This is a genomic window from Shewanella sp. ENK2 (assembly GCF_043568515.1).
In the GTDB taxonomy this organism is placed as follows: domain Bacteria; phylum Pseudomonadota; class Gammaproteobacteria; order Enterobacterales; family Shewanellaceae; genus Shewanella; species Shewanella japonica.
Map to the genome: position 1 here is coordinate 1275773 of NZ_CP171406.1, position 22309 is coordinate 1298081.

The 22309-nt window shown below is 41.8% G+C and carries 18 protein-coding genes and 2 pseudogenes; 9 read left to right on the forward strand and 11 right to left on the reverse strand.

Features of this window, described 5'->3' with window-relative positions:
* Positions 1–31: 31 nt before the first annotated feature.
* Positions 32–727, reverse strand: coding sequence for an outer membrane beta-barrel protein (locus ACGEDC_RS05755; protein ID WP_394497029.1), 696 nt, complete (start codon positions 725–727; stop codon positions 32–34).
* Between the two features lie 241 nt (positions 728–968).
* On the opposite strand from ACGEDC_RS05755, the gene ACGEDC_RS05760 reads away from it, so the two are divergent.
* The 4 genes from ACGEDC_RS05760 (at position 969) to ACGEDC_RS05775 (ending at position 9017) form a co-directional block, all read left to right on the forward strand.
* Positions 969–2078, forward strand: a complete 1110-nt coding sequence (locus ACGEDC_RS05760) for an efflux RND transporter periplasmic adaptor subunit (RefSeq protein ID WP_394497031.1) — start codon at positions 969–971, stop codon at positions 2076–2078.
* Entirely contained in the window at positions 2075–5131 is a 3057-nt protein-coding gene (locus ACGEDC_RS05765) for an efflux RND transporter permease subunit (RefSeq protein WP_394497033.1), read from the forward strand. The genes ACGEDC_RS05760 and ACGEDC_RS05765 overlap by 4 nt, the downstream gene beginning before the upstream one ends.
* On the forward strand, positions 5118–6590 hold the full coding sequence (locus tag ACGEDC_RS05770; RefSeq protein ID WP_394497035.1) for an efflux transporter outer membrane subunit: 1473 nt from the start codon (positions 5118–5120) through the stop codon (positions 6588–6590). Before ACGEDC_RS05765 ends, ACGEDC_RS05770 begins: the two co-directional genes overlap by 14 nt.
* Positions 6591–6698: 108 nt before the next feature.
* Positions 6699–9017 carry a patatin-like phospholipase family protein gene (locus tag ACGEDC_RS05775; RefSeq protein ID WP_394497037.1) on the forward strand — a complete coding sequence of 773 codons (2319 nt, stop codon included), beginning with the start codon at positions 6699–6701 and terminating at the stop codon, positions 9015–9017.
* A gap of 80 nt (positions 9018–9097) precedes the next feature.
* Here the strand turns inward: ACGEDC_RS05775 and ACGEDC_RS05780 are convergent, their stop codons facing one another.
* The 3 genes from ACGEDC_RS05780 to ACGEDC_RS05790 form a co-directional block, all read right to left on the reverse strand.
* Positions 9098–9595, reverse strand: a complete 498-nt coding sequence (locus tag ACGEDC_RS05780) for a hypothetical protein (protein ID WP_394497039.1) — start codon at positions 9593–9595, stop codon at positions 9098–9100.
* Positions 9576–9704 carry a hypothetical protein gene (locus ACGEDC_RS05785; protein ID WP_394497041.1) on the reverse strand — a complete coding sequence of 43 codons (129 nt, stop codon included), beginning with the start codon at positions 9702–9704 and terminating at the stop codon, positions 9576–9578. The genes ACGEDC_RS05780 and ACGEDC_RS05785 overlap by 20 nt, the downstream gene beginning before the upstream one ends.
* A gap of 71 nt (positions 9705–9775) precedes the next feature.
* Entirely contained in the window at positions 9776–11977 is a 2202-nt protein-coding gene (locus tag ACGEDC_RS05790) for an LruC domain-containing protein (protein ID WP_394497043.1), read from the reverse strand.
* Between the two features lie 1140 nt (positions 11978–13117).
* Between ACGEDC_RS05790 and ACGEDC_RS05795 the strand changes: the two genes are divergently transcribed.
* On the forward strand, positions 13118–13654 hold the full coding sequence (locus tag ACGEDC_RS05795; RefSeq protein ID WP_394497045.1) for a CC0125/CC1285 family lipoprotein: 537 nt from the start codon (positions 13118–13120) through the stop codon (positions 13652–13654).
* 113 nt (positions 13655–13767) lie between these two features.
* On the opposite strand, the gene ACGEDC_RS05800 is transcribed toward ACGEDC_RS05795, so the two are convergent.
* The 5 genes and pseudogenes from ACGEDC_RS05800 to udp all read right to left on the reverse strand — a co-directional run bounded on the left by ACGEDC_RS05800 (position 13768) and on the right by udp (position 18642).
* The gene (locus ACGEDC_RS05800; RefSeq protein ID WP_394497047.1) at positions 13768–14877 is read right to left on the reverse strand and encodes a glycosyltransferase; all 1110 of its coding nucleotides are present in this window, start codon (positions 14875–14877) and stop codon (positions 13768–13770) included.
* A gap of 199 nt (positions 14878–15076) precedes the next feature.
* Positions 15077–16015 carry an SPFH domain-containing protein gene (locus ACGEDC_RS05805; protein ID WP_394497049.1) on the reverse strand — a complete coding sequence of 313 codons (939 nt, stop codon included), beginning with the start codon at positions 16013–16015 and terminating at the stop codon, positions 15077–15079.
* A pseudogene (locus tag ACGEDC_RS05810) lies at positions 16015–16949 on the reverse strand (SPFH domain-containing protein). The gene ACGEDC_RS05805 and the pseudogene ACGEDC_RS05810 overlap by 1 nt, the downstream one beginning before the upstream one ends.
* A 128-nt stretch (positions 16950–17077) precedes the next feature.
* Entirely contained in the window at positions 17078–17548 is a 471-nt protein-coding gene (locus tag ACGEDC_RS05815; RefSeq protein ID WP_055023523.1) for an NfeD family protein, read from the reverse strand.
* Between the two features lie 335 nt (positions 17549–17883).
* Positions 17884–18642 (reverse strand): uridine phosphorylase, encoded by a 759-nt coding sequence (gene udp, locus ACGEDC_RS05820; RefSeq protein WP_055023524.1) that lies wholly within the window; start codon positions 18640–18642, stop codon positions 17884–17886.
* A gap of 305 nt (positions 18643–18947) precedes the next feature.
* Between udp and ACGEDC_RS05825 the strand changes: the two genes are divergently transcribed.
* Positions 18948–19157 carry a YdcH family protein gene (locus tag ACGEDC_RS05825; protein WP_055023525.1) on the forward strand — a complete coding sequence of 70 codons (210 nt, stop codon included), beginning with the start codon at positions 18948–18950 and terminating at the stop codon, positions 19155–19157.
* Positions 19158–19252: 95 nt separating this feature from the next.
* Here the strand turns inward: ACGEDC_RS05825 and ACGEDC_RS05830 are convergent, their stop codons facing one another.
* Positions 19253–19714: a hypothetical protein gene (locus ACGEDC_RS05830; protein WP_394497052.1), complete on the reverse strand. Its 462-nt coding sequence runs from the start codon at positions 19712–19714 to the stop codon at positions 19253–19255.
* A 283-nt stretch (positions 19715–19997) separates the two neighbouring features.
* Here ACGEDC_RS05830 and ACGEDC_RS05835 point away from each other — a divergent pair, with 283 nt between their 5' ends.
* The 3 genes from ACGEDC_RS05835 to ACGEDC_RS05845 all read left to right on the forward strand — a co-directional run bounded on the left by ACGEDC_RS05835 (position 19998) and on the right by ACGEDC_RS05845 (position 21735).
* Positions 19998–20831, forward strand: coding sequence for a mechanosensitive ion channel family protein (locus tag ACGEDC_RS05835; protein ID WP_394497054.1), 834 nt, complete (start codon positions 19998–20000; stop codon positions 20829–20831).
* Between the two features lie 293 nt (positions 20832–21124).
* Complete coding sequence (locus ACGEDC_RS05840; protein ID WP_394497056.1) at positions 21125–21544, forward strand: hypothetical protein; 420 nt, start codon at positions 21125–21127, stop codon at positions 21542–21544.
* Positions 21541–21735 (forward strand): helix-turn-helix transcriptional regulator, encoded by a 195-nt coding sequence (locus ACGEDC_RS05845; protein ID WP_394497058.1) that lies wholly within the window; start codon positions 21541–21543, stop codon positions 21733–21735. The genes ACGEDC_RS05840 and ACGEDC_RS05845 overlap by 4 nt, the downstream gene beginning before the upstream one ends.
* 27 nt (positions 21736–21762) lie before the next feature.
* On the opposite strand, the pseudogene ACGEDC_RS05850 reads toward ACGEDC_RS05845, so the two are convergent.
* Positions 21763–22232: pseudogene (locus tag ACGEDC_RS05850) on the reverse strand (GNAT family N-acetyltransferase).
* Between the last annotated feature and the right edge of the window lie 77 nt (positions 22233–22309).

Genomic DNA, 22309 nt, shown 5'->3' on the forward strand with positions numbered 1-22309 from the left:
ATGCCTTTTGGAGCGATTAACCAGCGTTGACTTAGAACTTGTAATCTAAGGTTAAGTACACTTGTTGGCTGTTATCAATATCAACGCCATTTTTACTGTAGTCTTGTTCTAAATAACGGTAACCCAAGTCAGATGAGAAATGTTCGTTCCATTGGTAGCTGACGCCCGCTTGACCACCCCAAGTGAAATCTGCTGACGCCTTACCAGCGACTTTATTATCATTACCACCCGCTGTAACACCCATGAATAACTGCGTATTTTTGGCGACTGGGATTAGATAGTCATAGGACACTAACCAAGAATATTGCTCGTGCTTATAATCTTGCTCACCAATAGAAAACTTGTCTTCCATGTAGCTGAAAGTACCTGTAACACGATGTTGTTCGTTAATAACGACACCTGCACGCAGAATAATAGGTAATCCATCAGTATCTTTAATAACATCACCATTAATGGTGTCTGTTTGATAGCCTGTACCTGCACCAATAAAGTAATCCACATCTGCCGCTTGCGCATTGGCAACCATCAAAGAAGAGCAAAGTGTCGCCGCTAATATTGTGTTATTTTTCATCATAGTCACCTCGTCAAATACAATCATTAAATGGGCTCTAGATATCTTGTGTAATCCAGATGCACTCACTGTACTTAAGCTGGCTTGCATTGAGAAGATGACAAAACACAGACTCTTAGTCCCCCAAAAAGAGACAATTAATATGATGTTATCCATGTTACCGCTTTGATAAATTGATATTACCCTCAAGTGAATAACAACAAACTATAGAATAAAAACCTGAAATTATAAGCAAATAAACCATACCAGCCGTTATTAAATTCAATAACTCATCAATTTATTTAATCCTTAGCATATTTTGATTGTCTCATTTTATGAGTAAGTGAAACTACTCATATACCGCTACTTAATAAGTGAATATCTGAATAAACTGCCCTCATTAATTATGAGGTGTTCCATGAAAATGAAAAAAATCACTAATATGACTCAACTTGCACTTATTACTGCGATGGTCAGTGGCTGCAGTCAAGACGCTACTGTTGCAGATAAACCAACTCAACCAGTTTCTGTCATTGTTATCGGTGAAAATAACCAAAACCATGACTTGCGCTTTTCAGGTGTATTAGAAGCCCAAGAAAAGGCACGTCTTGCATTTAGAGTGGCTGGAACCCTAATTGAAATAAACGTTGCACAAGGTGATTACGTCGAAAAAGGACAAGTGATTGCCCGTCTTGATCCTCATGACTACCAAGTCAGAGTGGCAGAGCTGGAAGGCCGTTTAGCTGAAGCGAACGCAAGTTACTATCAAGCTAAAAATGAGTTAGACCGCACCCAGATGGCGACCACAGACAATGCCATGTCTGATGTCAGCTTAGATCGTGCTAAAACAGGGGTAGCAAGAGCCAAGGCTGCCGTCACTGTTGTCGAGCAAAATCTAAAACAAGCTAAAGATGCCCTTAACTACACCGAACTTGTCGCGCCATTTAGCGGCATTGTAGGTCAACGCTCATACGATAATTTTGAACAAGTTTCACCAGGGCTTGCCTTTGTAACCTTGCATCAACCAGAAAAATTACAAGCCATTATCGATATTCCAGAAACGATGTTACCTGCGTTTTCGCAAGGCCAAGCTGCCAGTGTATTCACTAATGAAACCAATGGTGCTGCAAGTAATGGCAGCAAGGCGCTTAACGGCACAGTGATCGAAATAGCCAGTATCCCAGATAGCATTAAACGCACCTTCTCGGCGACCATTGCACTTAACGAAAAGCAAGATCATCTCTATCCAGGCAAAGTGGTCAATGTACGTATTGCAGATCAAACTCTCGACAACAACAGCATTTGTTTACCAGCAAGTGCGTTAGTCAGTCGTCAAAACATCACCCAAGTGACCAAGATTGTTGATAGTAAAGCGGAGCGTGTTGATGTGAACGTCATTAAACAAGGTCGCAACCATATCTGTGTTCTGGGTGATATCAAGATTAATGACACAGTCATTGTGGCAGGAAGCGCCTTTATTCATGACGGGAAAGTCGTTGAGAATATCATTTCTGTGAGAGGTTCATGATGAATTTAGCTGAATTTGCCATCAAGCAGCGAGTGTTCGTGTGCTTCTTTACCGTGCTATGCATCATTGCAGGTATCTACTCTTATTTTGACTTAGGTAAACTTGAAGACCCATCATTTACCGTTAAAACGGCTGTTGTGGTGACGCTCTATCCAGGTGCTTCTGCATCGGAAGTTGAAAACTTAGTAACAGACAAAATAGAAACCAAGCTACAAGAAATGAGTTCATTAGACACACTGCGCTCATTATCTCGTCCAGGTATGTCGATGATTTTTGTCGATCTACATTCGACCGTATCATCAGAAAAACTGCCACAAGAGTGGGATTTACTTCGCCGTAAAGTCAATGACGTAAAACTCAGTTTGCCGCTCGAAGCCCAAATCAATATCGTCCAAGACGAGTTTTCTGAAGTGTACGGAATGCTCTTTGCCATTCACAGTAACGATGCCAGTTTGCAGCAACTTAAAGATTACTCAAAAGAGTTGCAGCGCCGCCTAAAAGAAGTCGATGGCATTAAGAAAATTGAACTGCACGGCGTTAGAGATCGTGTCGTTAATGTTGATATCAGTGATGAACGTATTGCTGAGTCAGGATTGTCGGCCGCCCAAGTGTACAATCAACTGGTTAGTCAAAACCTGCCTATCGATGCTGGTAATTTCGATATGGGTATTGAACAAGTACGTGTTGAGCAAACGGGCAGCTTTACCAGTATCGAAGATATCAAAAACCTCACTATTAAGTCGGGCGTTGGCCCTATTTCAAGTGGGTTGATTCGTTTAGGTGATATCGCCGATATTTACTATGACTACCAAACACCTTCACTAACAGAAAGCCGTTTTAATGGTGAACAAGCCATCACATTAGCGGTCAGCCCAGTTAACGGGATTAATGTCGTGTCGCTGGGCGACACCCTCAAAGACGTGATCAGTCAGTACCAATCTGAACTACCATTAGGTGTGGATATTAGCACTATTGCTTTTCAGCCTGATGAAGTACATAAGTCGATAACAGGTTTTATTAACAACTTACTTGAAAGTATCGCCATTGTGGTGGTGATCCTAATGATATTCATGGGTTGGCGCAGTGCATCTATTGTGGGTGCAAGCTTATTAATGACCATCCTATTCACTCTGATTTATATGAACCTGACTTCAGTTGACTTACAGCGAGTATCAGTGGGTTCATTTATTCTTGCACTGGGTATGTTGGTTGATAATGCCATTGTGATTACTGATATGTTCGTCAGTAAACTCAAAGCAGGTAAAGCACGTTTTGAAGCCGCTAAAGCATGTATTGGCGAAACTGCATTACCACTGCTTGCTGCGACCGTCATTGCCATTATGGGGGCAACACCTGTCATTTTCTCAACGACTGATGCCGCTGAATTTGCAGTATCTGTGGTGCAAATCCTTGCCAGCTCTTTATTGCTGTCCTGGGTTGTGGCAATGACAATTACCCCGCTGATGTGCTGGGCTTTCATTAAAGCGCCAGAACATGACAGCGAAAAAGCACCGAGCGCCGCTGCCACTAAATTTAAAGCAGCCATTACATGGACTGTCGCCAACCCTAAATACACTATCGCCATTATTGTTCCGTCGCTTATCGTGACATTACTGGCGACGCCAATGGTGAAAGTCAACTTTATTCCGACCTCAGACAGAGCCATGGTGTTTGTGGATTACTGGTTACCTAACGGCAGCCGTATTCAAGATGTCTCACAAGACATGACCCAAATTGAGCAATGGCTATTAGCTCGCCCTGAAGTAGAAAGTATCTCTACTTCTATCGGCGCCAGTGCACCACGCTTTTCGGTTACGGTAGAGCCAGAACCATTAGATGGCAGTTATGGCCAAATCTTAATTAATACCCATAGCTTTGAGGACATTGAAACATTAGTGGCTGATGGCGATGTATGGTTATCAAAAACCTTCCCGCAAGCACAACCACGTTTTCGGGATTTAAAACTGGCCACATCAGATAAATTTAGTATCGAAGCACGTTTTTCAGGTAAAGACCCTCTCGTGCTAAAACAGCTGTCAGATCAAGCGCAAGTGATTTTAGAGCAGCACCCTCATACTCGTTATGTACGTGATGATTGGCGTCAAGAAAGCAAAGTGATTCACCCGATTATTAATCAAGAGCAAGCCCGCCTTGCTGGTATTAATCGTGCCGATATTGCCTTAGCGATAAAACGCGCCAGCGACGGGATTACTTTAGGCCAAATACGTGAGCACGACACCTTAGTGCCAATTGTATTGCAGTCATCAAATGCCAGCTTAGACGATCTTGGCGATATCCCTGTTCGATCCATTGTCGGCTTGCATAGTGTGCCTCTTTCCCATGTGGTTGATGGTTTTCAAATGCGCGGTGAGCAAAGCATGATTTGGCGCCGTGATCGTGTGCCAACCATTACCGTACAAGCCGGTGTATTAGGCGACACAATTGGTAATGTGCGTAATGAAATCGCCGCTGAGATTGAAGCGATTGAATTACCACCGGGTTACAAAATGGAATGGGGCGGAGAATACTCTGAAGAGCGTGAAGCCATTGACGACATAATGACTCAAACACCTAAGTCATTCTTAATCATGGTCATTATCTTGGTGCTGTTATTTAACGCCTTTAAACAGCCGTCCATCATTTTGATCACCTTACCTCTGGCCTTTATTGGCGTGTGTTGGAGCTTAATTTTATTCGACAAACCATTTGGCTTTATGGCGCTAGTCGGGGCAATCGCTTTATCTGGAATGATCATTAAAAACGGCATTGTGCTAATGGATCAAATTGAGCTTGAACGTAAAAATGGCGCTGAATTAGACGACGCCATTATTCACTCAACCCTCAATAGAACCATGGCGATTTCGATGGGCGCCCTGACGACAGCATTAGGTATGGTACCGCTATTGTCTGACTTATTATTCGATCAAATGGCTGCAACCATTATTGGTGGCCTTGCGGTCGCAACTGTACTGTCATTATTCATTATGCCAGCACTGTATAAATTGTTTTTTAAACGCCAAGCACAACAGGAGTTAACTCATGAAAATGCGTAATATCTCATTAGTCATCGCCCTTTTACTTGGCGGTTGTAGCATGACACCAGACTACCAAGCCCCTGAAACCGTCGGGCTAGATCACGTCTACTTACATGCAGACAATACCCAGCAAATTGAAACCGATATGTGGTGGAAGAATTTCAGCGATCCACAACTCGATCGTTTAGTTGAAGAAGTGCAGCAGCAAAACATCAGTATTCAAATTGCTGCAGAGCGAATAACCGCAGCGCAGTCTTATGAATCAATGGTGTCATCGCTAAAAATTCCGACCGTTAATTTAGGGGCGGGAGCTGTGGATTACCGCTTATCAGAAAACGACTCATTATCGGGCCCTGCTATAGGCGCCCAGATGATTGACAAAGATCATCAAGCCCTGATGGTTGGCACAAATGTCAGTTGGGAAATTGACTTATTTGGTCGTTTAGATGCATTAAGCGATGCCGCCAATATTCGTGTTCAACAAGCAGAAATTTTGTCTCAAGGCGTTAATACACTGATTACCGCCGATGTGGTACACAACTACCTGCAATATCGTGGGGCACAAGCTCGTCTAGCCATTGCTCAACGTAATATTCATGAGCAACAACAGACCTTAGAAATGGTACAAACCTTAGTCAATAGCGGCTTTGGTTCAGAACTAGACTTAGCCAGTGCTCGTGCAGCACTCGCTACAGTCTCAGCTAGCCAAACCCTATTTGAAACGGCTGAGAAAGTGCATTTATATCGCCTTGCAACGCTATTAGGCCAACACCCGAGTGACATCATCAATCGTTTTGACGCTGCACCACTGCCAACAGTCACAGGCCAAATCCCGACAGGAATGCCATCAGACATCCTTAAACGACGCACTGATATTGCATTAGCAGAGCGAGAAATGGCGGCCATTAATGCTGAACTCGGTGCCAGTATCGCCAATCAATATCCGCAGTTTTATCTGACTGCAAGCCCTGCTGTGATTGCTGATAGCGCAGATGATTTATTCAGCTCTAACTCTGTTGGATGGGCTGCTGGATTAGGGGCAAAGTGGACAGTGTTTGATGGCGGGCGCAGCAGCGCAATGGTCGATATGCAACAAACTCGTTTTAAGCAAGCCAGTTTGCGTTACGAACAGGCAGTCAATGCGGCATTTAATGAAGTTGAAACCACATTAATGAGCTACGGCAATAGTTTACGCTTTTATCAACAATTAGAGACTGCAGCCCAGCAAACCCAAACAGCTGTGGCAAAAGCCAATAGTTTATACAAAGCGGGCTTAATTGATTACATCCAAGTGTTGGATGCACAAAGACAAGATAACACCATGCAAGATGCACTTGTCACAGCGCAGCTGAACATTGCGTCAAATGTCATTTTGGTCAACAAAGCCTTAGGCGGAGACTGGAAGGTGAAGCCATCAACTGATGACAACACCCAAAAAGACACCGCAACAGGCAAGCAATCAATCCTGACCGATTGATCACAACCCCTAAGCCTCACAGACCACTGTTTCCCCCATTTTTCGGTGGTTTGTGAGCACCCAAATCTTTTCAACCCTAATTCAATCATTCCAATTTAAAGGTTTCTGATGCGTCAATTCCTATTGCCCTTGTTTAACGTCAACCTAGCGAAAACCTGCCTAGCTTGGCTAGCGGCAAGCTGTATTTGCATCAGTCACGCGGTGGGCGCTAACTCATTAAACCCAGTAAACACTCACCCAGATGCTCAACCTGAGCCATCACCTAGACCCACCGTCGGTTTAGTACTCAGTGGTGGCGGAGCAAAAGGGTCAGCCCATGTGGGCGTAATACGGTATTTAGAGCAACAACAAATTGAAGTCGACTATATTGTCGGCACCAGTATTGGCGCTTATGTTGGCGGCTTATACGCATTAGGCTTTAGTGCAAACGACATCGAAACCATCATGCTCGGCTTAGCGTGGGAAAGTGGTTTTAACGATAATGTGCCAAGACAATCATTACGCTACCGTGATAAACAAGATGTCGACCGCTACAACATGCCATTTGAATTAGGCCTACTTGATGGCCAATTACTGCTCCCCAAAGGCCTACTTAGGGGCCAAACCATGGGCAACCTTTACCTGGATTCATTTGGCGCTATCGAAAACCAAGCCAGCTTTAATGATCTCGCAACGCCTTTTAGCGCGATAGCAACCGATATATCCACAGGTGAAGCTGTGGTGCTAAACCAAGGTAATTTACTTAAAGCAATGCAAGCTTCCGCCACGGTACCCGGCATATTACAGCCCACCGTGATTGATGGAAAATCCTTAGTTGATGGTGGCATTGTAAGTAATTTACCCGTTGAAACCGCTAAAAATATGGGGGCAGATATTGTTATTGCCATCGATATTGGTGCGGATTTGTCAGCCCAAGAACAGCTCAACAGCGCTATTGCTATCGTCGGCCAATTAAGCACCTTGATGACACGCGCCAATGCCGTAGCACAAATTGCGACACTGAATAAGGCTGATATTTTGATCCGCCCAGATATCAGTAACTTTGACACCACCGACTTTAGCGCTTTAGCCAGTGGATTTGAACTTGGACAACAAGCGGCCTTAATGCATAAACAGCAACTGCAACCATTGGCCTCTGATGCTGACAGTTTTAGCCAATATCTCTATAAGCGAGCGAATTTTAAGCAAGACATTCTTGCGTTTCAACAAGCGCCTATTGAGCAAATTCGTTTTAATAATCAGTCATCAACTTCAACTGCACTGATTAAACAAAAACTCGATATTGATAACGGCGATCAAGTGAGTTCAGATGCACTAATCGAAGCCGTTGATCGAGTTTATGCCATCAATGACTTTGAAAAAGTCACACTCGAATTTGAGCAAGAAAATGATCAAAAAGTGCTGGTAGTTAACACAGAAGAAAAGAGCTGGGGTCCTAACTTTTTCGATATTGGCTTTAGCTGGCAAGAAGACTTTGAGAATACCTCAAATGTCGCGTTGGATTTGGCTTATCAAATTAATCATATTGCAGATACTGATGCCCAAGTTCGCTTTGAGCTGACCACAGGCAAAGATAAATTATTGGCAACCGAGCTGTATTTACCCTTGGACGAGCTTGAACAGTTTTATGTAAAAGGCCGTTATCAATATCAACAGCAACAACAAACCTATTATGAGCAAGGGCTCTTGTTACTGAAAACCACCCATAATGCCCATCATATATCCGCAGCTTTAGGTTACTCACCAATAGATAATATGGTGATTGAGCTTGGATTATATGGCGAATCGGGCGATATGGAGGGCCCGCAATATCCGCAACTAAATTTTGATTATGATGCTCATGGAGGAGGCATTCATGTGGGTTACGACAGCTTAGATAGTTATAGCTTTCCATCTAAAGGCATGCTGATTGAGGCCAATGTCATTTGGCATAAAGACAAGTTAAGTATGGACGAAAACAGCATGCTAACATCAAGTTCTAGCACTGACTCAGCCACTGAGTATCAATTCAGTTTTAAAAAGGCCAGCAGTTATCAGCACCACACCTTGATTGCCAAAGTCGATTTAGCAGGCGTTGATACTGAGGAATTTAGTCTGTTACATACACAAAATCTGGGGGGCTTTTTGAATTTATCTGGTGAGTCGAATGATGCCCTTGTTGGCAGCCAATTAGCTTACGGTGCACTTATTTACCAGCGCCGCTCAGATTGGCAAATACTCAATAAAAATGTCCCTGTTTATATGGGATTATCAGTTGAAGCGGGCAATGTTTGGCAGTTGAAGTCTGAGCGCAATATGAATGACTTAATCTACGCCGCGAGTGTATTTGTGGGCACTGAAACAGACTTTGGCCCTGCTGTATTTGGTTTCGGAGTTAATGACTTACACCACCAATCTTTTTACTTAACCTTAGGTAAACGCTTCTAACACTGCGTAAAATCGAAATGACCATTGCCAAAAAAGCCCGCAATAAAGGGGCTTTTTTGGCTTTATTAATATTCATCAATTTATATGGCACTAATAGTCAAGGTTTGCTCCTCTGCCTCCATATCATATGACCACATTTGATAAATAGGATCTGAACCATCGTAAAACCACACCACTGCCACTAAGTTTTGCTGATGATTTGCCACTAATAGCGCTTCATTTAAGCTACCTTCATCTAATGCGCCACGTAATAAGCATGACTCAAAGTTAACCGTCACTTGGGCACCATTTTGCTCATATTGGTCACATAACGAAAAATAACCTCGCTGCGTAGACTCAAGCGCCACATCAATATCCAGATTAAAAGCCGCTTGTAAGTCAAAATCAGCATCAACAATCAGATCATCAATTGACGTTGCTGGTATCGTTGGCTCCTCAGGCGTTTCAGGATCCGTTGGTGTTTCTGGCGTCGTTGGCGTCGTCGGTGTCGTTGGTGTCGTCGGCGTCGTTGTTGTGGTGGTTGTCGCTGGTGTTGCAGCCACTGGCGCTGGAGAGCTGTCATCTCCGCCCCCCGCCACCACAGGCAGTCAGTAATGTGAGTAACATAGTCGCCGCTACCGTTACACCTTTATTCGACGTGGTTAACATTGCATTTTTAGCCGTAGTTGTTTGAGTTAATGTGTTCATAATATTCACCTTAAAATTCCGTTTATGACTTAAGTTAATTGGGTTTGCAGTTATGCGATTCATCGTGACTTTTAGTCTTTAAAAATCAAAGAATCTTGTGCATTTAGGTACCAGTAAGGTTTAGTCTCACCAGTTTCATCTGCAGCAAATTCAATAAACTCAATGTAAGCACTATCAACACGTTGGTTTTCTGCAGGATGCTGCCATGAATCAGGCACTTCAATCGCCCAGCTCATGCCGTTTTGATCTTGGAAATACTGGCCTTGTGAAGCCGCTGACGCATCGTCATGCATGCCTAAAAAGCGCGTATCAAACAAATCAGTTGGTGCTTTATTTTTCAAATGGATTTCTAATTTACGGCCAGGGTTTTGCCCGTCAGTAATATTCTTCGCCGCTAAGCCATGATCTGTACCTGGAGTGGCAAAAATAAATGGGTCATAAGGAAATTCAGGCATGTCATCGACATGAACCGAATCAATAAATGGCACGGTCATTTGCCATGTCGCACGATACTGAGTACCACAACCCGGCTCTGTTCTGAAGTATAAACAGCCGTTACCTGGCGTAGCGTGCTGCCATAAATCTTGACTGAACAGTAATACCGCATTAGTTTGATTTTCTTCTAATGGCGAGGTAGTTTGTTTCACCCCTTGCATGCTCCACTCAATCGCAGACTCTTGCACATTACCGCGTCCCACATCAGGCAGTTGCACCGCAAAGCCGTTATGGTAAGCAGCGCCCATTGCCACTAACTGCGCATCAAATGCCACACGACGCACCATGTCATTTTTACTGAACTGGCTAATACGTAATTGCATCACCACATCATTCATATCAAAGTCACCTTGATAAGGATATAAATCCTCATATGCCAAAGTGGTGTACTCAGACGAAGACGGATAGTAGCTAATCGTTACACCAGTTTCAGTCACTGTTAATGGGTAATCCTCCACCTCACCATCACTCACACCACCGTTTGGCAGCAAGTCAGCTACTGAACTTAGGCGGAAACGTGACCATGTTTCACCTGTTTTAGCCCAGTTAGGTACATCAATAGATATCGTGGTTGTGCCTGCACTAACAGAACGACCGGCAATGACCTTTTCATCGGTATCAAACTCGCCATTTTGGTTCCAATCGACCCAACCATTTAAAAATGCCGCATCGCCTTGGGTTGTGACAATCAACATTGCAGATTCACCGACTTCGAAGCCTGTTGGCATGCTAATACCGTCATCGTCATCAATACCATCACTTTCATCATCAGAAAGCGGTGCTGGATAACCGTCAGACTCATTGTCGACAAGGATACCTAATGACATACCCGCAATGATGCCGTGACGGGCACCATTTGAATCGATTAATGTTCCGTAGGTATCTGGCGCATCACCAAAATCGACACTGTCACCCACTGGCACTTCAGCAAGCGCACAACGCGCACCGTCATTAGAAGTAGAAGAAGGACCATAAGAGAAAAGTTCAGCTTGTGGAGTATCAGCATCAACGTTGACTTTAAATACATTACCGTCACCGTTGTTACTCAAGTATAAGTTGCCATCTGGATCAAAGAACTGCGCACCAAAGGTAAAGCTACCACTGTCTTTGGTGATAACGGTTCCAATAGTTTCTGATGCACCGCTACTTGGATCAATTTTGATTAATTTACCTGAACTACCATTGGTAACAGCATATAAAAAGCCATTGGTTGGATGGAATGCAAAATCGGTAATATTGTAAGTGGCATTATTTTTACTGCCCGGCACAATGTTCATAGGATGGTCATTACCATCAAGCGGTACGGTAAATAACCCTTTACCTTTACGGTAGCCGTACCAAACGTTTTCGTTAATGGCGACGTCACCAACATAAAAGTTTTGATTAGCTGCTGCGCTGTCTTTGGTGATTGTTAATGGCTCTACTTGGTAATCTTTACCCACTTTACCGACTGTGGCATTTTCGTAATCCCAACCGTAGAGGTAATTATCAAGATAACTAAAACCCACACCGTTGAGTGCTTTGTTAATCCCCATATCTGGTGACAATACAGTATAACTACCTGTACCAAGTTCAACGCCAAAGGTCTTCGGAATACCCGATGGCGTTTGCACGATAAAGGCTTCCGTCGGACAAGCATCAAATGCTTCAGCAGCATGGGTATTAGCACTAAATAGCGCCATGCCAGTGCCAATAGCAATACTACTGAAACCAAGAATATTGATGATTTGGGCGTTCAATGAATTTACATTAGTTGCTTTTACAGTTGCTGTTTTCATATTGCATCTCGCTATTCGTTATCAGGATGTAACGGTATAATGCACAGCGAATGCCAACTTTTATTACCCTTTAAATACAGTAACTTAAGTGATTAATAAAGATTTTCATTATGGCTAAAATGCATTCTGCAACGCATTCTGAATTTGAAAAGCTTGGTGTTTATAGTTCTAAACTGGGTTTGGATTAAGATCAAAGTTGTGGGGTTTCGCCGACATCAGATTCAATGGTGCTTTCTTTATTTCCAAACTTCGTTTGGATTAAGGTCAACGTCGTGGCGCTTCGTTAAATCAGATTACAGTTGTAGCTCTTTCTTATTTTCCAAACTTCGTTTGGATTAAGGTCAAGGTCGTGGCGCTTCGCCCACACCCGACGAAAGGGAAACAACAGCATTTCCCTTTTCGATATCCCTTGCCGCTCCGGCGAAGTGTTCTTCCTCATGCTATAGAGCGAATTTGCTATCGCCTCAGATTCGTCATCCATGGCTCAACTGAGGCTATGTCGGCGTCCTGCCTCCATCACGCAAATTAGCTCAACGCATTCGGACACTTCCAACGGAGCTTATTGAACCTGCAAGTTCATTTGTTGTTAAAGAGCTCATTCTGTAAAGGTTTAAAACTACTTTTGATTTTCTATGAATGATCCATTTGAATTGAGGTAAGCAAGAAAATTGCGTGAGTCCAGACATGGATGTCTGGCTAGCTTTCGAGGGGAAGGGACGCCCCATCGGAAGCGTTAGTGATTTTTGCAGCTTACCGAGGAAGACTTCAAAAGAAGGTTAACGCTTGATGATTCTCCGTTGGAAATTTTGCTGTTTAAATTTCGCCGGAGCTGCGGGGTGTTCTAAGAGGGAGTCGCAGTTCACTCCCTTTTAGTCGGGTGTGGGCGAAGCGCCACGACTTTGATTTACTCCAAACATCGCTAGACAATGAAAAACAAAGCAGCTATCTCTGATTCACAGATAAATATCAATTTAAAGTAATAATCATTTTCAGGAAACCCCTCTTTATTTTAGCTATAAAATTAAATTAGTATTTACATCAAACAGATAGAAAATTTAGGATGTCATTAATCAATAACTTAAATGCTCGACTTTAAAGGGCGAGCCATTCAACAAGCTGTTATGTGCTAATGAAGTCTGCATGAAATTTTTACCTATCCTGCTTGTATCATCTATTTTATTTTCTGGTTGTGCTACTACATATCAAAGTAATGGGTTTTCGGGTGGTTATTCTGAAACACAACTTGATGATAATGTATTTAAAGTTGCATTTCGCAGTAATGGAAATACCAGTAAGGAGCGTGTGGCTGATTTTACACTACTTAGAAGTGCAGAGTTAACTATGCAGGGTGGCTATAAATACTTTGTCATTGTTGATGCGAACAGTTATACGTCAAATAGCACCTACACAACACCAACAATTGCTACAACAAATGCAAACACTAGTACGTATGGTAATGCAAATATTTATGGTAATAACGCAACATACAATGCGAATACTTATGGAACAGCAACAACTACCGTATCTGGCGGTCAAACATACAATATTTCTAAACCGAGCTCTTCAAACACTATTGTTTGTTTTAATGAAAAACCTACAACAGGTTTTAGTTACAATGCAGAATTTATATTTAAAAGTATTACAAAAAAATATGATATTGAGCATTCTGTACAATAGGCAAGTTGTAAAAGGCTATGTTTGTAACCTAAGTCCTTTTTGTCCAAAAACTAGGTAGAATTATATTATCACTGCATAATTCGACTTAATAAATAAAGTTAACTCTTTCATACTCAATCATATTTACCTCCCAACAACTGCTCGAACAAGCTTTTCCATGCTTGTTGTAACTCAAGCCATTGTTGCTGTTTCCAATGATTGATATAGCCAATATTCGAGTCTGTGTTTGATGAAGTCGCTTGAGATAGAAATTGATCGATGGCATCTGCAATCGCTTCAGCAGAAGTAGGCGCAGCAATTGAGGTTATCGCTGATTGATGACCATCAATAAGATGATGATCTGAGTGTTGGTTAACTTGATCCCCTAAGCCATCAACTTGGCTTGAAATAATGGATTTATTCATTGCCAGTGATTCGATAAAAATCAACCCAAAGGGTTCCCACCTTGAGGGGATAATCACCGCATCGCATGCTTGTAAAAAGCTGGGGACATCATCAACTTTATCGACAATTTCAATAGTGGCTGAGCCTGTATTTGAATGCTCTGCTGCTAACGCCTTTAGCTCTTCAGCTTGCGGGCCTTCTCCCGCTAATATTAATCGACAAGGCTGCTTTACCAACTGCATTGCGTTAATTAATAGATCAAAACCTTTTTGACGATGAAACCGGCCGTAAGCGGCGATGACAGAAACATCATTAGCCATTTTTTGTCGCGGCTTTTCATTGCTGGCCGTGAATGCTGTTAAATCTCGCCCCTGCCCTAACAGCGCGATTTTTTCTGGGGTAGTTAGCTTATTATCTAGCATCCACTTTTGTTGTGATGGTGCAATGGCAATGATGTTATCCATCAACCAATAATTAAGTTTTAACATCCAATAAAAACGTGTGGGCGACTGTATTTGCTGAGCCACAAATTGCTCGCTGTAATGATGTTCTTGCAGGACAAATTTAGCTTTAGGATGACGTAATTTGAACCGAGCAATATTAACTAGATTGCGCCAGTTTGATGCGCCATGAAGGCAGATAATATCGGCAGTGGTGTTTAGTGTCACCGACTTGGAGAAGTCCACATACTGAATGTCGAAGTTAAAGTCGTTTTGCAACTGAGAGCCACACAAACTTTGCAGCGCAAAATTAACGCCGCCCATGTTTGGGTCGTCAACACAATGCAATACTTGTGGCAGCGATTGACACTGGTTTTGGGGCAAGGATTTAGGCTCCACTTCACTCCTTGATAGACAAATTCGTATCACTGATTAATTGAAACTAAAGATTCAGTTGTGAGAGATAGAAATTGATTCAATAAGATAAACATAACCTTATCTTTATCAACTGGCAAAGTTTGCATGAGTAAACAGCCAATAAAAAGGCTAGCAATCATGCTAGCCTTTATTCAGGATTAATTTATCAATTTTTAATGGACTATTTCTTGAATTCGTCTTCAAGACCCATAGTGTTCATCCATTGATCAAAGTGGATTAAATTAGCCGGTAATACCACACGGTTATCAGCATCGCTTAACCCTTCAAGCTGTTTAAAGTACTGCTCACCTAATTGTAAGCGCAGTGCACTTTGACCACCGGGTTTTGATATCACAACCGCTAATTGCTCGATGGATTCTGCAGTTGCTTTTGCCAGCGTTAAAATCTCTTCAGCCTTACCTTCAGCTTCGTTAATACGGCGTTGCATCTCACCTTCTGACAAGTTAATGGTTTCAGCCATAAAACCTTCAGAACGATTAATCTTACTTTGTTTATCACCTTCACTTTTTGCCAATAAAGCACGACGCTCACGCTCAGCATTCACTTGCATTTCCATGGCATTTTTAACTGTTTCTGGCGGGGTGATGTTTTTAATTTCATAACGATGAACTCGAATACCCCAAATCGCTCCAGCTTCATCAAGCACTTCAACCACTTTGGCCGATATAATATCGCGCTCTTCGAAAGTACGGTCTAAATCCAGCGTACCAATAACGGAGCGTGTGGTTGTTTGTGCCAATTGAATTGCTGCATAACGATAATCAGTAATCCCGTAACTCGCTTTAACGGGGTCCACCACTGAGATATAGATTACCCCGTCCACTTCAACATTAACCTCATCACTTGAGAAACATTCCTGTGGAGGAACATCAATGGTTTCTTCTTTCAAATCGTGGATATAAGCCACTTTATCAATAAAAGGCACTAAGGCATGAAAACCTGCATCTAGTGTATTGTGATATTTTCCTAAGCGCTCAACAATGTAAGCAGACTTAGTAGGCACTAATCGAATTGACTGAAATAACTTCAGTACAAATATTAAAAAGATTGCGCCCCAAATGATCATCACGATGAAATCTGTATCAACTCCGTTTAACATTATCGTGCTCCTTTTGTGGCTGATGATGGTTTAGCTACGGCGTGAGTCACTTGCTCCATACCTTCAAAAAAGCCTTCTAATTTAGCCATTTCAGCAGGTACTACCGACACTTGAGACTCAGACAAAATGTTACCCACTTGGCTAATAAACTGCTCTTTTAGCATCATGTTCATCGCATCATTACCGCCTTCGTTAGCCAGTGCAGTACAAATCATATCCATGCCTTCTGATTTGGCTTTAGCAATGATGGTAATTTCTTGCCCTGAACCAATTGCTTCGTTGATCCGTTTTTGTTTTTGACCTTCTGACAAGTTAATCGCCTCTTGGCGTTCACCTTCTGACATGTTGATCATGGCCGCTTTTTCAGCGTTCGCTAGGGTGATCTCTGCACGTTTACGACGCTCTGCTTCCATTTGCTTTTCAAGCGTATGAATCACATGAATAGAAGGAGTGATGTTTTTGATCTCATAACGCAGCACTTTGATCCCCAAGGATCGGATGCTTTATCAATCTCACGTACAATCGATTCATTCAAACTGTCACGTTCTGAGAACGTTTGCGATAGGGTTAATTTACCAATCTCTGAACGCATGGTGGTTTGTGCAAGGTTAACTGCAGCGCGGCGATAATCTTCAATACCGTAACTGGCTAACTTACCGTCCATGACTTTTAGGTACACTAAGCCATCAACTTCTAATTGAGTATTATCTTTTGAAATACAGCTTTGCGGTGGGACATCAAGTACTTCTTCACGGGTATCGTGGCGGTAAGCAACTCGGTCAACAAAAGGCACTAAAAAATGAAACCCCGGTTGCAATACGGTTCTAAATTTACCTAAACGCTCAATCACATTGACCTCACGCATCGGTACAATCAACATGAGTTTATACAAGATAAAAACGATGAATAAAAATGCTATGGTTAGTTCAAACATACTTCCCCTTCCTTTTGAAAATAATATTCAAGCCAATAATGAGCATGGCTTTAATATGACTTTATCCGTGATTTTTTATTAATCTGGCTTACGGTTTTGCGCTTTTGAAATGCACATATAGCGCCTCGTTAAGGCGACACTTCAGTTTCGATATATGGCTCAACAATTAACGCGATGTTTTCACGGCAAATAATACGCACTTTGCTACCTGACTTAATCTCACTACCGTCGCCTAATGCTGGCCATTCAGTGCCAGAATAAGTCACCCGACCTTCTCGTTCACCTGGACCAATATCAGCCTTTACCGTGACAATTTGATTATATAAATCCATTTCTTCGTCGGTATTATCCACGTGAGCATCCCCTCCAATCATTCGTTGAGTGACATGACGAAAGCTCAGAAGTAATACAATTGAAGTGATAAACCACAGGGTAAAACTTTGTGTAGCGCCATCAACAACACCTGTAAATAGTGCAGCCGCAACGATGACACAGGCTGTGCCGAGTAAGATAACGATGCCCCCGGGAACAATAATTTCCGCGAACATTAAGATGAGACCAACAATTAACCAAATGCTGGTTGGATTTGAAAACTCCATATACCCCCTGTAAACACGTTATCATAGAATCCTTTAAGCTATTAAACCCTGATCCAACCCAGATTTTAGGCAGGGAGTTTATAGTCTTGATAACCATTGGAATGCTAAAAGCACTTTGACAATATCTGTACTGTTCACACCAATTAAAATAAGGGTTAACAACACGACATATTATGTCAACAATACAGTAAAATGACTAAATTGCAATCATATTCCACACTGGGACACGTTCGTTTACATTAAAAACACTGCGCAATTTACCAAATACAACCAATAAAAAAGGTGCCTAAGCACCTTTATATTCAAACAGTTAAGTTAATTTATAAACTTAACGATTACGCCATGAGTTTTCGAGCAGCATCAACTACGATAGTAATTGCACTGACTTCGGTTTTCTTCATCATCGCTTCGTCAGGGATCTCTTGTTGAGTACGATTCACAATCACACCTGCAACGCAGGCTGCGCGCCAACCTTGTGAAGCACACATAGTAAATAGCGTCGCTGATTCCATTTCGTAGTTTAATACGCCCATCGCTTGCCACTCTTTCATTGAGCCAACAAAACGACTAGTCACTCGGCCTGAAACGGTATCGTAACGCTCTTGACCTGGGTAGAAGGTATCTGATGACGCTGTAATACCAACATGAGGCTCTAAGCCATAATCACGACAAGCGGCAACCATTGCTGTTGTACAATTGAAGTCTGCAGCTGCTGGGAATTCAAGCGGAGCGAAATGTAAGCTCGCGCCATCTAAACGTACCGATGCCTGAGTCACAATCACATCACCAACATTAACTTGAGGCTGAATCGCACCAGTGGTACCGACACGCAAGAATGTGGTCACACCAAGTTGTGCTAACTCTTCAACCGCAATTGAAGTCGAAGGACCACCAATACCAGTTGAACAAACCACCACAGCTTTACCATCGATATAAGCAAGATAACTGGTATATTCACGGTGACTGGCTAGAAACGTTGCGTTGTCCATTAATTCAGCAATTCGCTTAACACGCTCTGGATCGCCCGGAACAATTGCCGTTGTTGCGCCATCAAGCATTTGCTTGGTTAAACCTAAGTGAAATACGTCGGCCATGTTGAAAACCCCTTTCATTATTGAATATAAAATCCTAATTATGTCGACTTTACCCCACTATTAACTCAGTTAGGGTTAACTCGATCACATAAATCTTGATACTTATAAAACGCTTGTTGTGACAAATTTACAAATACCAATACCAATCTCTAATTTAGCGCACCATAAACTACCTGAAACTCAATAGTCAATTTTAGTTTATATTCAGTAATAACAAGCATTTTAATAATAATTGATCTTGGTCACGATACTGGCTTAAAAGTCGGCGTAATTTGGTATTAACAATAGAAAAAAGGAGCCCTTCTATGTTTCCAGAGTACCGTGATTTAATCAGTAAATTAAAAACCACCAATGCCCATTTCTCAAAGATTTTCGATGAGCATAATCAGCTAGATGAACAAATTAAACAGTACGAGCAGCACTACAGTAGCGATACCACTCCCGAGCTTAAAATTCTCAAATCCAAGAAATTGCATTTAAAAGAAGAAATTTTCTCAATGCTGAAAAAGCATTAACGCTGACACTTTTATCAATTTTCAGCCAATAAAAAAGGACGCATATGCGTCCTTTAATATTGTCAGGCATCAGTGAGATGCCATCGAGTTTGTCATTACTGAGAAATAGCTTCAGTAATAGCTTCACTTAAATCAAAGTGCTCAATGCTAACGACATTGAATTTATCTAATTTAATGACTGACGCCATGTCTTTTTCTGATGGGAAAGTTGCTGTGACATCACCTTCACGATCTAACCCCATTGAAAAGGGTAAGTCTTTCATTTTTGGGATAGCGACAAATCTAGCAATAAGAGAAGGCATACCGCTGATATCAGCAATATAAACTAAGTTCTCTGGTTGTTTTTCAGCTGGCAATGATTCAAGCGATGCTTGAATAAGCTCGCCACCTTTCATGCCTCGGCTAAATAATACCCATTGAGTTTGTTCATTTACCACTAAAGGCTGCTCAAACTGATCTTCTAAAGTCACTGGTTCAATTTTATCATTCACAACAAACACCTCAGCTTGTGCTGTCGTCATAAACAATAAACTTGCTACAAATAAAATGGCTTTCATCTTGTTATTCCTGAAGTAGAGTACAAACCTTACCGTGAGGCAAAGTGATAAATGTAATTGCGCACTAAACTATACCTTCAATGTGATTTAACACCGATGAAATTGCATTGGAACCTTGAGGTATCTCACGGAATGGCATCATTGTTATGTATGAAATATGACTATTGCAATCAACTCACCTTTAAATGATTAAAAGTGTTAATAAACTCGACAAATTAGTGCTTTTTCGCAACACTATATTCAATGCATTCATGTTCCATCATTCACAGTAAAGAACACTATTATGAACGAAACAGGATTAGACCAAGAGCTAGCCCAACTGCAAAATGTTTACGATTTGCTCACCGAGTTTATTGTGCAATATAGCTTCCAGATTGTTGGTGCCGTAATCATCTTTTTAATTGGTGTATGGGTTGCGAATAAAGTCTCTAATGTCGTTACGAATCAATTCGAAAAACACAATATTGATGTCACCCTAGGTAACTTTGTTTCGAACTTAGTCAGAATCACAATTATCGTGATGGTGGCAATCATTGCCCTTGGTAAGCTAGGTATTAGTGTCACTCCAATGGTAGCAGCAATTGGTGCGGCATCATTAGGTGCAGGTTTAGCACTTCAAGGCATGCTGGCAAACTACGCTGCAGGGGTTACCATTATCGTGACTCGCCCTTTTGTGATTGGTAACACTATCGAAATCCAAGGGGTTTCAGGTGTGGTGCAAAAAATCCAGTTGGGCTTAACGATACTGACTAATGAGGAAGGCGAGCTAATTAGTATTCCTAATAAGCATATCGTCGGTGAAATTTTACATAACTCTCAAGAATATAAATTGGTCGACACTAAATTTAATATTGATTATCAAACCGACCCACAACACGTCATTCAGCTGATTGCTCAAGCCCTACAAACGCAAGACAATATTAATCAGTCTCGCCCGCCTCAAGTGGGTATTAATGACTTCAACAGTATTGGTATGGAAATCGGCGTACGTTACTGGGTGCCAACTAATAGCTACTATGACGACAAATACCAGAGTAACTTGGCCATTATAAATGCCTTAAAAAATGCTGAAATCACGATTCCTTGTCCGGTTAGAGAAATCCATTTACAACAGTAAACTTTAGTTGTTTCCATTAATTAGCGTTCAGCCAGAATAATTGCACTCTGGCTGAATAGGCTATTTCAAGCAGTGCTAACTAAACTGGTATCATTTTTAATATCAAAACCTTAACGACTTACCTACTCTACTTTCTCCCATTGGTTACCTCATCTGGCAAGCAACACTCTTGTCTTTAAAAGCAAGTTAAACAATACAAAATGTCGTCAAAACTTGACATGAGCAATATTTGAACACATAGTTAAGTCAAGTTAGTTTGACATTAAGACAAGTTTACTTGAAAGGAATCGGCGATGAAAACACCTCAATCAACGACAACAGATTGGAAAGAGCGTAACGCTAACTACACAAAAAAACTGGCCAAGTGGACCGCTGCTTGGGTTGTGACGTTAGCGATTGCAACGTTTGGTCCAGTCTTTATCTGGCAACAAGAAGCGATAACCATAACAGCAATTGTGATTAACTTTTTAGTGGGGATCGGGATGATTCTAGCCAATAAGCATCATTTACTGAGCCTTGATGAGTTACAACAAAAAATACAACTTAATGCCATGGGATTGAGTCTAGGCGTTGGGCTAATTTCAGGTATCAGTTACTCTACACTGAGTACCACTGGCGTAATAAACAGTCATGCAGAAATCTCCCATTTGGTGATTGTAATGAGCTTAACTTACATGGTCGGTATTATTCTCGGTAGCAGGAAGTACCAATGAAAAACAGATTAAAAGTACTTCGAGCTGAGCGTGATTTAACTCAAGCTCAACTGGCGGATTTATTGAGAGTATCTCGACAAACGGTCAACGCTATTGAGAAGGGAAAATTTGACCCAAGTTTACCGTTGGCGTTTAAGGCCGCTAAACTGTTTGGCCTCACTATCGAGGACGTCTTTGAAGATGAGGCTTAGTTCAACGAGATTTTTTGTCGTTTACTTTTATAAAGAGAGCGACATAAAAGTGCTATTTTCATCCGCTTGGTAATCAGCAAATGGGCCAGTTTCGATAAAACCATGCTGGGCGTAAAGTTGTCTTGCTGGTGCAAAAATGCCATTGAACCTGTTTCTAGGTAAACAGTTTTAGCGCCGGCACATTTAGCTTCATGTAGAATATGTTGCAATAGTTGTGCAGCAACACCTTGGCGTCGATAAGCGTTTGCCACTCTCATTGACTTAATTTCCACACTTGTTGCAGAGTAAGTTTTTAACGCTCCGCAACCTGCGAGCATTTGCTCATCCCATATGGTCCAAAATTTAATATTGGACTGACGAAGTGTAGATAAACCCAATGCGTGAACAGACTCAACTGGTGACGTCGCATACATATCTTGCAGATGCTCATTTAATAACTGCGCCACCTCATGACCAGATAAATCGTCCAATTTTATTGTAAACTTACTGACATCTATATCGCTTCACCTTTGTTTTCACCGAACATTGCAAATGTTTTATTGTTAGCCCATAAATCAAGAAGACTAGAGTGTTC